General features: G+C 65.2%; 8 protein-coding genes and 2 pseudogenes. 1 reads left to right on the top strand and 9 read right to left on the bottom strand.

Going from position 1 to position 13,434, the window contains the following annotated elements:
* The first annotated feature begins 179 nt into the window (after positions 1–179).
* Positions 180–728 (top strand): cytochrome b, encoded by a 549-nt coding sequence (locus AC4LFW_RS15005; protein WP_491819907.1) that lies wholly within the window; start codon positions 180–182, stop codon positions 726–728.
* A 54-nt stretch (positions 729–782) separates the two neighbouring features.
* Here AC4LFW_RS15005 and AC4LFW_RS15010 read toward each other — a convergent pair whose 3' ends face one another.
* The 9 genes and pseudogenes from AC4LFW_RS15010 to AC4LFW_RS15050 form a co-directional block, all read right to left on the bottom strand.
* A complete protein-coding gene (locus tag AC4LFW_RS15010) occupies positions 783–2,015 on the bottom strand; it encodes a molybdopterin molybdotransferase MoeA (RefSeq protein ID WP_491819909.1) in 1,233 nt (410 codons plus the stop codon).
* Positions 2,012–2,569, bottom strand: a complete 558-nt coding sequence (gene moaB / locus AC4LFW_RS15015; RefSeq protein WP_491819910.1) for a molybdenum cofactor biosynthesis protein B — start codon at positions 2,567–2,569, stop codon at positions 2,012–2,014. Before moaB ends, AC4LFW_RS15010 begins: the two co-directional genes overlap by 4 nt.
* A 197-nt stretch (positions 2,570–2,766) precedes the next feature.
* Positions 2,767–3,752: pseudogene (gene moaA / locus AC4LFW_RS15020) on the bottom strand (GTP 3',8-cyclase MoaA).
* A 139-nt stretch (positions 3,753–3,891) separates the two neighbouring features.
* On the bottom strand, positions 3,892–4,728 hold the full coding sequence (locus AC4LFW_RS15025; RefSeq protein WP_491820246.1) for a peptidylprolyl isomerase: 837 nt from the start codon (positions 4,726–4,728) through the stop codon (positions 3,892–3,894).
* Positions 4,729–4,917: 189 nt separating this feature from the next.
* Positions 4,918–5,709, bottom strand: a complete 792-nt coding sequence (gene narI / locus AC4LFW_RS15030) for a respiratory nitrate reductase subunit gamma (RefSeq protein WP_491819911.1) — start codon at positions 5,707–5,709, stop codon at positions 4,918–4,920.
* Entirely contained in the window at positions 5,702–6,454 is a 753-nt protein-coding gene (gene narJ / locus AC4LFW_RS15035; protein ID WP_491819912.1) for a nitrate reductase molybdenum cofactor assembly chaperone, read from the bottom strand. The genes narI and narJ overlap by 8 nt, the downstream gene beginning before the upstream one ends.
* A gap of 3 nt (positions 6,455–6,457) precedes the next feature.
* Positions 6,458–7,995 (bottom strand): annotated as a pseudogene (gene narH, locus AC4LFW_RS15040) (nitrate reductase subunit beta).
* A gap of 189 nt (positions 7,996–8,184) precedes the next feature.
* Complete coding sequence (locus AC4LFW_RS15045; protein ID WP_491819913.1) at positions 8,185–11,940, bottom strand: nitrate reductase subunit alpha; 3,756 nt, start codon at positions 11,938–11,940, stop codon at positions 8,185–8,187.
* Positions 11,941–12,012: 72 nt separating this feature from the next.
* A complete protein-coding gene (locus AC4LFW_RS15050) occupies positions 12,013–13,431 on the bottom strand; it encodes a NarK family nitrate/nitrite MFS transporter (RefSeq protein WP_491819914.1) in 1,419 nt (472 codons plus the stop codon).
* Between the last annotated feature and the right edge of the window lie 3 nt (positions 13,432–13,434).

Here is a 13,434-nt window from a genome sequence, read left to right on the forward strand (position 1 = left end):
CCCCATTTAGCGATATCCCTTCGCGCAGCGTTCGCATCCCGTATCGGTCGCCCCTGCCCGCTCTGACGCATCCGGACAACAACACCGCGTCGGATCGTCGCGACGCTTGTCCGGATAAGCTTCGCTTAAGTTTCCAGGCCTAGACTCGCCGGCAAGTATCCACACGCGGAGTAGGTGAAATGAACGAAAAACTGATGCCAGGACGCTACGGACGGCTGTCCATTGGCTTGCACTGGCTGATGGTGCTGCTGATTGCAGCGGTCTACGCAACGATCGAACTCAAGGGTAATTTCGCCAAGGGCAGCGAGCCGCGGGAACTGCTCAAGCAGTGGCACTTCATGCTCGGTTTGTCGGTGTTCACGCTGGTCTGGCTGCGTTTGCTGGCCCGCTGGCTGCGCCCGGCGCCGCTCGCCATCGCCAGCGCAGCCTGGGAGCAACGGTTGGCAAAGCTGGCGCACTTGGCGCTCTACGCGCTGATGATCGGCCTTCCGCTGTTGGGCTGGCTGACCTTGAGCGCCGCTGGCAAACCCATTCCGTTCTTCGGTCTTGAACTACCCGCGCTGCTGGGCCCGGACAAGGCCTTAGCCGGTGATATCAAGGAAGTTCACGAAACCCTGGCCGTTCTCGGTTACTGGCTGATCGGCCTGCATGCTGCAGCAGCGCTGTTTCACCACTACGTTCGCCGCGACGATGTCCTTCGACGGATGCTGCCGCAGCGACAGATCTGACCGAGACACGAAGACGCCCGGCCTGACTCGCCATCGACCGGGCGTTTCCGTTTGTCAGCCGAGCAACTCGCTGAACGGCGAATACTCCACCGTCTCCCCTTCTTCCAGCGTGCGGTTGCGCTCGACAATGGCCAGGCCTTCGGCCCAGCTGGCCGAGGTCAGCATCGCCGAACCCTGGCGAGGGTGCAGGCATACACGCAGTTCGCCCTCGACCTGCTCCAGCCGCGCGCGCAGGTACTGGCGGCGGTTGTTGGGTTTGCGCCAGGCAAAGCCGGCGCTCAGGCGCAGCGGCTTGGGCAGCACATCGGTGCAACCCTGGGCACGGAGCAGGAAGGGCCGCGCCACCACCAGCGAGGTGATCAATGCGGCGGCCGGGTTACCGGGCAGGCCGATCCATGGCTTGCCGCCCACCTCGCCAAAGGCCAGCGGCTTTCCGGGCTGTATCGCCAGACGCCACAGGTGCAGCTCACCAAGTTCGCGGATCGCCTGTTTGAGATGGTCCTCCTCGCCGACCGAGACACCGCCAGAGGTGATCAGCAGGTCCCATTCCGAGGCCGCGAGCGCCAGGGCATCCCGGCTGGCGGCCAGTTCGTCGACGAGGATCTCGTAGTCGTGCACGTCCATGCCGAGGCCGCGCAGAACGCCGAGCAGACAGTAACGGTTGGAGTTGTAGATCTGCCCCGGTGCCAGCGGCTCGCCAGGCTCGCGCAGCTCGTTGCCGTTGGAGAGCAGCCCTATGCGCAGGCGTCGATAGACCGCCACGCGGGCGACGCCGAAGCTCGCCAGCAGGCCGATCTCCTGCGCCCGCAGCCGCTTGCCGGTCTCCAGTACTCGCGCACCGGCGGCCAGCTCCTCGCCCTTGCGGCGGACATGCGCGCCATGGCGGACCGCAGGGAAGCGCACACGATCGGCCTCGATCTGGCAATCCTCCTGCGCCACCACAGTATCGGCGCCCGGCGGCAGCGGCGCGCCAGTGAAGATACGCACGGCATGACCCGTCGCCAACGGATGGTCGGCCGCATCACCGGCGGCGATACGCCCGGCCAATGGCAGCCAGCCGCCATCGACCGGCAGATCGGCCGCGCGCAGGGCGTAGCCGTCCATCGCGCTGTTATCCCAGGCCGGCACCGGGAACGGTGCGTCGAGGGGTTCGGCCAGCACCCGGCCCAGGGCATCCGGCAGCGCCACATGCTCGATCGGCGGCAGTGCCGGGACCCGCCCGAGCAGCTCGGCAATCGCCTCGTCCACCGGCTTCAGGCCGCTGGTGTCGCAACCACAGGCGCTCATGAACGTGGCGCGCAGTGAGCGCGCGGCTGATCGCCCAACGCAGCCTTGAGGTGCGCAACGAAATTGCACGGCCCGGTGCGGCTATCGAGCTGTTCGCCGAGGATCTTGTCCCAAGCGGTCCGGCAGGCGTTTGGTGAACCCGGCAGGCAGCACACCAGGGTGCCGTTGCTGATGCCGGCCAGGGCACGCGACTGCAGCGCCGAGGTGCCGATCTCGGTCAGCGAGACATGGCGGAACAGCTCGCCGAAACCATCGACGTGCCTGTCCAGCAGCGGCTCTACCGCCTGGGGGGTGTTGTCACGGGCGGTGAAACCGGTGCCGCCGGTGACCAGCACCACCTGCACGCCAGCATCGGCGATCCACTGGCTGACCCGTGCACGGATCTGCCAGATGTCGTCGATGACGAGGGCGCGGTCGGCCAACTGGTGGCCGGCGCTCTGGAGTTTGTCGACCAGCAGTTGGCCTGAGGTGTCGGTGTCAGGAGTGCGGGTATCACTGACAGTCAGCACTGCGATCCCGAGGGGCTGGAATTCGTTCTTGGAAAGATGAGCCATGGCTCGAAGCTCCGTAAAAAAGTTGATTCAGGCTGGGCCAGTTGCAGCGCAGCGCCCATTCCCCATTGGAGGTATTGCTTCACACCCTAGCCGGTCGGTGGCCGGCGCGCCGGGCGTTGCGGCTACAGGTCGCAGCGTTTGCCCCCGCAGCCGGCCAAGCGCAGCAGGCCGGCCGTCTCCAGCTCGCGTGCGACGGTTCAGCCGCCGCTGGCATTCATGAAGCGCAGCACCTGCACCTGGTCGTGACTGAACTCGTGCCGCAGGGGCTTGCGTAACACTGCTGCTTCGATGGCAGCCTGGAGGGGTTGATCGGTTTCCGGATGGCGCCGCAGCAGGCCGCGCAGGTCCAGCGAGTGCTCGTGCCCGAGGCACAGCAACAGCCGGCCCTCGACGGTCAGCCGAATCCGGTTGCAGGTGGCGCAGAAGTTGTGGCTGTGCGGAGAGATAAAGCCGATGCGCAGGTCCGGGTGATTCTCCAGACGCACATAGCGCGCCGGACCACCGCTCTGCTCGGCCGAATCCAGCAACCGGTGTCGGGCCTCGATCAGGGCGCGCACTTCGTCGCTGGAGCAGAAGCTTTCGCCACGCGAGCGACCCACATCGCCCAGCGGCATTCCTCGATGAAGCTGATGTCCAGCCCGCGGTCGATGGCAAAGTCCACCAGATCGGCGACCTCGTCGGCGTTGCGTCCCTTCATCACCACGGTGTTGAGCTTGATCCGCCCGAAGCCGGCGTCACGCGCCGCGTCGATGCCGCGCACCACCTGCGCCAGATCCCCGGTGCGGGTAATGGCGCGAAAGCGCTGCGGATCGAGACTGTCGAGACTGATGTTCAGGCGCTTCACCCCGGCGCGAGCCAGGGGTTCGGCGAGGCGCTCGAGCTGCGAGCCGTTGGTGGTCATCACCAGTTCACGCAGGCCGGGCAACCCCGCGATCCGCTCGCACAAGCCGACGATGCCCTGGCGCACCAGCGGCTCGCCGCCGGTGAGGCGGATCTTCCGGACCCCGTTGCGCACGAACAGCGCGGCAACCCGGTACAGCTCCTCGAGCCCCAGCACCTGCTGGCGCGGCAGGAAGGTCATGTCCTCGGCCATGCAATAGACGCAGCGGAAGTCGCAGCGGTCGGTCACCGACATGCGCAGGTAGTCGATACGGCGGTGGTGGGAGTCGGTTAGTGGAGGCATGGGTCGCTCTCGATGGGAACGTTGGAACTTAAGCTGGAAGCTGGAAGCTGGAAGCCGGAAGCCGGAAGCCGGAAGCCGGAAGCCGAGAGTGTTGCGCTTTTTTGCCTTCAAGCTTCCGACTTCAAGCTTCCAGCTGCTTTTATTGCATCAACGGCGTTTCTGCCCCTTGCATGCGAATCCCTTCGATATCCGCCGCGCCCACCAGGCCCTGCAGGTACTGGGAAAGGCCCACCCGCCAGACACGCTGGTCGAGCTGGTTGCGGATCGATTCGGCCACCGCCTCGTACGGCAGCAACTGGCCTTCGATGCGCTTGTCCACCCAGACCACATGAAAGCCATAGCGGCTTTCGATCGGCTGCAGGGCCAGGCCCGGCTGCAGGCGAAACAGTTGCCGCTCGAACTCCGGCACCGTCTGGCCCTTGCTGATCTGCCCCAGGGCACCACCCTGCGACTTCGAAGAGCAGGCCGAATGTTCAAGCGCCAGCTCGCTGAAGCGGCTGGAATCGCCGGCCAGTTGCTCGATCAGCACCGTAGCCGTCTCGCGCAGGCGGCTGCGCCCTTCGGCATCGTCGCCGGCGCAGGCCAGCAGGATGTGCCGAGCCATCAGCAGCGGCGCGCTGGCGAAATGCTCGCGATTGTTCTCGAAATACTGCCGGCAGGTCGCTTCGTCGGCCTGCGGCAGTGGCAGTTCCTGCTCCAGCAGGGTGCGGGTGGCCGCCTCTTCCTCGCTCTCGCCGGGCTGGCCGCGCACGATCAGGCCCAGTTCGGTAATGCGCTGCTGCAACAGCGCGCGGATCACCAGCGCCTGACTGGCCAGGTACACCGCCTCCTCCCGGCTGGCGGCCGGGTGATACTGCAATTCATGGGCAATGGCTTCGGGTTCGATGGCCAGGCCGTTGACGCGAATGCGCGGCCACTCCTGCTCGCTGCTGGCGATCAGCTGCGGCGCGGCGTCGACGGCCACCGGCGCCTCCATGGCGTTCACTACCAGAGCCTCGTCCACCAGCGCGTGACTGGCCACGGGCTGGTGCCCGCCGCAGCCGCCGCTTCCGGCATTGCTTCCACCACATCCACAGGCCATGACGGCCTCCTTCACTTGTCGGTACGACCCACAGGTCGGAAAACAGGTTGGCAGTGGCGAGCGAGTCGCCCCTGCCCCAGAGCCTCAGCTAGCGACCTTGGTCGGCTTGGTCTTGCCCACGGCCGGCTTGCCGACCAGGTCGGCCAGCGGCTGGGCCGTGACCTGGCCGGTGACCGGGCGTGCCGGGCCCACGCGGGTACCCTTCATGCGCACGATCTGGTAGCGCCGGCCCAGGTACCACACCGGTGCGCTGACGATGTGCACCAGGCGGGTGAAGGGGAACAGCACGAAGAGGGTCAGGCCGAGGAACACATGCAGCTTGTAGATGAGGCCGACCGGGGCGATGGCCTCGGCCGCAGCGACCGGCTGCAGGGTAACGGTGTACTGAGCCCAGTTGGCGAGCATCACCATCACCGAGCCGTCCAGATGACCAGTGGACGCCACGATGGTCAGCAGGCCGAGCACCAGCTGCGCCAACAGTACCCAGAGGATCATCATGTCCGAGCGGCTGGAGGTTGCACGTACCCGCGGGTCGGTCATGCGACGCTGGATCAGCAGGCCAAGCCCGATCAGCGCCAGGATGCCGAAGAAACCGCCGGAAACCATCGCCAGCAGTTGCTTGTCGCCGGTGCTGATGAACGAGTGATACAGCGCCTCGGGCATCAGCAGGCCGACGAAGTGGCCGCCAAGAATGAACAGCACGCCTACGTGAAACAGGTTGCTGGCCAGGCGCATCCGTCCGTTGCTGAGCATCTGGCTCGAACCGGCCTTCCAGCTGTACTGGGACAGGTCGAAACGCGCCCAGCTGCCGATCAGGCAGATGGCCAGCGCGATGTAGGGATAGGCACCGAAGGCCAGAAAATTGAAGTTAGACATTGCGCACCTCCTGGGCCAGCGCTGCTTGCCCGTCATGCTTGAAATCCACCCAGTGCAGCGGAACCGCACTTTCTTCACGGGTCTTGCCCGGCCCGCCCGGCATCGAGCTGCAGCGGTCCTGCTGTTCGGCCTGGAGGAAGTTCACCTGCTCTTCCTCCCAGACCTTGTCCAGCGCCTCCAGCGAGTCGTCGCGCTCTTCGGCGGCAACCTGCTCCTGCAGGCCGGCCAGGGCTTCCTGCACCGGCTCGCCGGCGATCTGCAGCAGTGCGCTGAAGCACGCGGCATGCGGGCTTTCGCGTTCCTGCAGACGGGCCGCCAGCAGGGCCAGCAGATGGGCGACATCGGCCAGCCCCTCGCGGGCCTCGAGGTCCTCGCGGGTGGCGAGGTACTCGAGGTACAGCGGGATGTAGTCCGGCAGCTCGCGCACGCCGATGGCGAAACCGGCCTCCTCGTACTGGGCCATCAGGTTGACCATGGCCTGGCCGCGGTCGCGGGACTCGCCATGCACGTGCTCGAACAGGAGCAGCGACAGCGCGCGTCCCTTGTCGAACAGGTCGGTGTAGCGCTCCTGCACGTCCATCAGCTCGCCCTCGCTCAGCTCGTCGAGCAGGCGGCGCAGTGCGATGCGCTGCTCCGGGCTGATCTCGCGGGCCGAGCCGATGGCCTGGGCCAGTTCGGCATGGCCGTCGCGCAGGTGTTGGTCGGGGTAGTCCAGCAGCAGGGAAATCACTTTAAGGATGCGCATGGCTCAGTCCTCCCACAGCTGGACGGTCTTGATGATGTCGCGGCGGTTGGCCTTTTTCGCACCGAACATGTTGGCGTCCGACGCGCCCGAGCAGCCGCTGCCAAAGCTGAAGCCGCAACCGGAACGCTCGGCGAAGGCATCGCTCATGGCTTCTTCGCGGTGGGCGGACGGGATCACATAGCGGTCCTCGTAGTTGGCGATGGCCAGGTAGCGATACATGTCCTCCACCTGGGCCACCGACAGGCCGACGCTTTCCAGCACCTCCAGGTCCTGCACCCCATCGACCTGCTCGGCGCGCTTGTAGGCACGCATGGCGAGCATGCGCTTGAGAGCCAGCTTTACCGGCCTCTCGTCGCCTGCGGTGAGCAGGTTGGCCAGGTAGCGCAGTGGAATGCGCAGGCTGTCCACGTCCGGCAGCACGCCGTCCATGCTGACGTGACCGGCGCTGGCGGCGTTCTGGATCGGCGACAGCGGCGGCACATACCAGACCATCGGCAGGGTGCGGTATTCCGGGTGCAGCGGTAGAGCGAGTTTCCAGTCCACCGCCATCTTGTAGACGGGCGACTTCTGCGCCCCGTCGATCACCGACTGCGGCACGCCGTCGGCCAGGGCCTGGGCGATCACCTTTGGGTCATGCGGGTCGAGGAAGATCTCCAGCTGCTTCTCGTACAGATCCTGCTCGCTGGCGGTGCTGGCCACCTCGGCGATGCGGTCGGCGTCATACAGCAGCACGCCCAGGTAGCGAATGCGGCCCACGCAGGTTTCGGCGCAGACGGTCGGCATGCCGGCCTCGATGCGCGGGAAGCAGAAGATGCACTTCTCGGATTTGCCGCTCTTCCAGTTGAAGTAGATCTTCTTGTAGGGGCAGCCGCTGATGCACATGCGCCAGCCGCGGCACTTCTCCTGGTCGATGAGGACGATGCCGTCCTCCTCGCGCTTGTAGATCGCACCGCTCGGGCAGGACGCGGCGCAGGCCGGGTTCAGGCAGTGCTCGCACAGGCGCGGCAGGTACATCATGAAGGTGTTTTCGTACTGGCCGTAGATGTCGGCCTGGATCTTGTCGAAGTTCTTATCCTTGCGGCGCTTGGCGAACTCGGTACCGAGGATCTCTTCCCAGTTCGGGCCCCACTCGATTTTCTCCATGCGCTGACCGGAGATCAGCGAGCGCGGCCGGGCCACCGGCTGGTGCTGGCCGAGCGGCGCGGTGTGCAGGTTCTGGTAGTCGAAGTCGAACGGCTCGTAGTAGTCGTCGATGGTCGGCAGATCCGGGTTGGCGAAGATGTTCGCCAGCACGCGGAACTTGCCGCCGATCTTCGGGTTGATCGAACCATCCCTGTTGCGCACCCAGCCGCCCTTCCACTTGTCCTGGTTTTCCCACTCCTTCGGGTAGCCGATGCCGGGCTTGGTCTCGACGTTGTTGAACCAGGCATATTCCATGCCTTCGCGGCTGTCCAGACGTTCTTGCAGGTGATCGAACAGGTGTGGCAGCCGATGCACTTGTACAGGTTCAGGACCATGCCGACTTGTGAACGAATTTTCATTGTGCAGCCTCCACAACCGGCGCCTCGATCTTCAGAGCGGGCATGGTCCGGGGACCATGCGCTGCCACCTTGGGTGAACGAATCTTCATTGTGCGACCTCCACAACCGGCGCCTTGATCTTCAGAGCGGGCATGGTCCGGGGACCATGCGCTGCCACCTCGGGTGAACGAATCTTCATGGCCTTATTCCTCAGATGTCTTGCGGCAGGGGTTGCGGCAGGTCGCTGCCATTCGGGCCGTCGAGCCAGTCGACCTTGGCCATCTTGCGCACCACGACGAACTCGTCACGGTTGCAACCCACGGTGCCGTAGTAGTTGAAGCCGTACGCCTGCTGGGCGTAGCCGCCGATCATGTGGGTGGGCTTGAGCACCACACGGGTCACCGAGTTGTGGTGGCCGCCGCGGGTCTTGGTACTCTCGGCGCCCGGCACGTTCACGATGCGTTCCTGGGCGTGGTACATCATCACCATGCCTTCCATCACGCGCTGGCTGACCACCGCGCGGGCGGTCAGGGCGCCGTTGGCGTTGAAGCACTCGATCCAGTCGTTGTCCTCGATGCCGGCCTTCCTGGCGTCGACTTCGGACATCCACACGATCGGGCCGCCACGGCTGAGGGTGAGCATGATCAGGTTGTCCGAGTAGGTGCTGTGGATGCCCCACTTCTGGTGCGGGGTGATCCAGTTCAGGACGATCTCGGGGTTGCCGTTGCTCTTCTTGCCCTTCACGTAATCGACGGTGCGGGTGTTGATCGGCGGCCGGTAGCTCATCAGCTGCTCACCGAAGGCCTGCATCCAGGGGTGATCCTGGAAGAACTGCTGGCGGCCGGTGATGGTGCGCCACGGGATCAGCTCGTGGACGTTGGTGTAGCCGGCGTTGTAGCTGACGTGCTCATCTTCGAGACCCGACCAGGTCGGGCTGGAGATGATCTTGCGCGGCTGCGCCTGGATGTCACGGAAGCGGATCGCCTCGTGCTCCTTGGGCAGCGCCAGGTGGCTGTGGTCGCGGCCGGTGAATTCCGACAGCGCGGCCCAGGCCTTCACGGCAACGTGACCGTTGGTTTCCGGTGCCAGGCTGAGGATGACCTCGGCAGCATCGATGGCCGATTCGATCTGCGGACGCCCTTGGCTGACGCCCTCGTCGCGCACCTTGTAATTCAGCTCGCCGAGGAAATCGACCTCATGCTGGGTGTTCCAGTTGATGCCCTTGCCGCCGTTGCCGAGCTTGTCGAGCAGCGGGCCGAGGGAGGTGAACTTCTTGTAGGTGGCCGGGTAGTCGCGCTCGACCACCGCCATGTTCGGGCAGTTCTTGCCTGGCTGCGGATCGGTGCCTGCGGTCTTCCAGTCGGTGCCGCCGAACGGCTGGGCCAGTTCGCCGGGGCTGTCGTGCAGGAGCGGCACGGTGACCAGGTCCTTCTCCACGCCCAGATGACCTTCGGCCATCTTCGAGAAGGCCTTGGCGATGCCCTTGTAGATCTCCCAGTCGGAACGCGCTTCCCAGGCCGGATCGATGGCTGCCGACAGCGGGTGGATGAAGGGGTGCATGTCCGAGGTGTTCATGTCGTCCTTCTCGTACCAGGTCGCGGTCGGCAGGACGATGTCGGAGTACACGCAGGTAGAGGACATGCGGAAGTCGAGGGTGGTGACCAGGTCGAGCTTGCCGATGGAGCCCTCGTCCTGCCATTCGGCCTCGAGCGGCTTGAAGCCGTCGCGCTTGCCGAGGTCCTCGTTCATCACGCCGTTCTTGGTGCCCAGGAGGTACTTGAGCATGTACTCGTGGCCCTTGCCCGAGCTGCCCAGGAGGTTGGAGCGCCAGACGAACATGTTGCGCGGGAAGTTATCCGGATTGTCCGGCTGCTCGCAGGCGAACTTCAGCGAACCGTCCTTGAGCGACCGGGTGACATAGTCCACCGGCGACAGGCCGGCCGCTTCGGCGTCACGGCAGATCTGCAGCGGGTTGCGGTTGAGCTGCGGTGCGCTCGGCAGCCAGCCGGCGCGTTCGGCGCGGATGTTGTAGTCGAGCATGTGCTCGGGGAACTGCGACTTGTCGGCCAGCGGCGAGAGCACCTCGTGGATGCTCATCTTCTCGTGGCGCCACTGCGAGCTGTGGTTGTAGAAGAAGCTGGTGCCGTTCATCTGCCGCGGCGGACGGCTCCAGTCGAGGCCGAAGGCCAGCGGCAACCAGCCACACTGCGGACGCAGCTTCTCCTGGCCCACGTAGTGCGCCCAGCCGCCACCGGTCTGACCCACGCAACCGCACAACATCAGCATGTTGATCAGGCCGCGGTAGTTCATGTCCATGTGGTACCAGTGGTTCATCGCCGCACCGACGATGATCATCGACCGGCCATGGGTCTTGTCGGCGTTGTCGGCGAATTCACGGGCGATCTGGATCGCCTTCTCGCGGGAGACGCCAGTGATCTTTTCCTGCCAGGCCGGAGTGCCGGGCACGCTGGCGTCGTCGTAGCTGGACGCGACGTTGCCGCCACCCAGACCACGGTCGATACCCAGGTTGGCAGCCATCAGGTCGAACACGGTGGCGACCTTGGTGGTGCTGCCGTCGGCCAGGGTGATGGTGCGGACCGGCACGCGGCGCAGCTGGATGCTTTCGCCTTCGGCGTGCTGGTAGTGCTCGTGGAGGATGCCGCCGAAGTACGGGAAGGCGACCTCGGCCGTCTCGCCGCCCTCGATCTGGGTCAGGGAGAGGTCGACATCACGACCGTCCTTGCCTTCGCGGGCCTCGATGTTCCACTTGCCCTTCTCGCCCCAGCGGTAACCGATCGAACCCAGCGGCGAAACCAGCTCGCCGGTACTGCCGTCGACGGCGATGGTCTTCCACTCGGGATTGTTTTCCTGGCCAAGGTTGTCGGCCAGGTCCGAGGCGCGCAGGAAGCGGTCGGCGATGTAGCTGCCGTCCTTCTCGTTCAGGCGTACCAGCACCGGCAGGTCGGTGTAGCGTTTGGCGTAGTCGCGAAAGTACTCGCTCGGCTTCTCCAGGTGGAATTCCTTGAAGATGACGTGGGTGAAGGCCTGGGCCAGCGCGGCATCGGTGCCCTGCTTGGGGTTGAGCCAGAGGTCGGTGAGCTTGGCGACTTCGGCGTAGTCCGGGGTGATGGCGACGGTCTTGGTGCCCTTGTAGCGGACCTCGGTGAAGAAGTGAGCGTCCGGCGTACGGGTCTGCGGGACGTTGGAGCCCCAGGCGATGATGTAGTTGGAGTTGTACCAGTCGGCCGATTCCGGCACGTCGGTCTGCTCGCCCCAGATCTGCGGCGAGGCCGGCGGCAGGTCGCAGTACCAGTCGTAGAACGACAGGCACACGCCGCCGATCAGCGACAGGTAGCGGCTACCGGCCGCGTAGCTGACCATCGACATGGCCGGGATCGGCGAGAAGCCGATGACGCGGTCCGGACCGTACTGCTTGACGGTGTAGACGTTGGCGGCAGCGATGATCTCGTTGACTTCGTCCCAGCTGGAGCGGATGAAGCCGCCCATGCCGCGCTTGCTCTTGTAGGACTCGGCCTTGACCTTGTCCTCGACGATGCTGGCCCAGGCCTCCACCGGGGGCAGCAGGCGACGGGCTTCGCGCCACAGTTTGAGCAAGGGCTTGCGCACCTTGGGGTACTTCAGGCGGTTGGCGCTGTAGATGTACCAGCTGTAGCTGGCGCCGCGCGGGCAGCCACGGGGCTCGTGGTTGGGCAGGTCGTTGCGGGTGCGCGGGTAGTCGGTCTGCTGGGTTTCCCAGGTGATCAGGCCGTTCTTGACGTAGATCTTCCAGGAGCACGAACCGGTGCAGTTCACTCCGTGGGTGGAGCGCACGATCTTGTCGTACTGCCAGCGGGCACGGTAGACGTTTTCCCAGTCGCGGGATTCGATACGGGTTTCGCCGTGTCCGTCGGCGAACTCACCCTGCTTTCTCTTGAAGAAACGCAGTTGGTCGAGTAAGTGGCTCATGGGTTCATTTCCTCTCAGGATGGGGCGTGTCTTGCGCCGCCCCCTTTCTCGATTCGTGTGGGTTGGGGCCGATCAACAGGGCGTCTCGGCCCCCCTGCGCGAGTACCACCACCAGGTCACTGCGATGCAGCTCAGGTAGTAGATGACGAAGGCGTAGAGGGCCATCTCCGGGCCACCGGTCAGGGCGATGGAGGTACCGAACGACTTGGGAATGAAGAAGGCCCCGAAAGCACCGATGGCCGAGCTGAAGCCGAGCACCGCAGCCGACTCCTTGCCGGCTTCGCGCATGGCCTGCTCGTTTGCATCGCCCTGCTTGCTTGCGCTCCAGCGGTCGTGCAGCGTGCGGAAGATCACCGGGATCATGCGAAAGGTGGAGCCGTTGCCGATGCCGGTGGTGACAAACAGGAGCATGAACATCGCCAGAAAGCCCCAGAAGTTGCCGCCCTCGCCGGCCTGCGGCAGGAAGCTCAGCACGCCGAACACCGCGAAGATCATCAGCACGAAGTTCCACAGCGTCACCCGGGCGCCGCCGAGCTTGTCCGCCACCCAACCGCCCAGCGGACGCACCAGGGCGCCGACCAGCGGGCCGAGAAAAGCGAACTGCAGCGGGGACACGTCCGGGAAGGAGGTCTTGATCAGCAACGGAAAGGCCGCTGCGAAACCGATGAAGGAGCCAAAGGTGGCCAGGTACAGCCAGCACATCAGCCAGTTGTGCTTGCGTCTGAAGATCACCGCCTGCTCACGGAAGGAGGCGCGGGCGGAGGCCAGATCGTTCATGCCGAACCAGGCGGCGAGGGTCACCGCGGCGATGAAGGGCACCCAGACAAAGCCGGCATTCTGCAGCCACAGCTGCTCCCCGCTCGCCAGTTGCTGCGGCTGGCCGCCGGCGACGCCGAACAGGCCCATGCCGATCACCAGCGGCACGCAGAACTGCATCACCGACACCCCCAGGTTGCCGAGGCCGGCATTCATGCCGAGCGCGGTGCCCTGCTGGGCCTTGGGGTAGAAGAAGCTGATGTTGGACATCGAGGAGGCGAAGTTGCCGCCGCCGAAGCCACAGAGCAGCGCGATCAGCACGAATACGCTGTAGGGGGTCGCCGTGTCCTGCACGGCAAAGCCCATCCACAGCGCCGGGATCATCAGCGAGGCGGTGCTGATGGCGGTCCAGCGCCGGCCGCCGAACACCGGCACCATGAAGGAGTAGAAGATCCGCAGGGTCGCGCCGGAGAGTCCAGGCAGCGCCGCCAGCCAGAACAGCTGGTCGGTAGTGAAACTGAAGCCGATATTGTTCAGCCGCACGATCACCGTGCTCCAGACCATCCATACGGCAAAGGCCAGTAGCAGGGCGGGAATGGATATCCACAGGTTGCGGGTGGCGATCGCCTTGCCGGTGCTGGCCCAGAAGTGCGGGTCCTCGGGGCGCCAGTCGTGAATCACCGGCCCGGTCTTGGGCGACGATTTGGGCGTCGCGGTGCCTTGGATGATGGTCATGAG

Source organism: Stutzerimonas sp. C6.4V, from assembly GCF_058536345.1.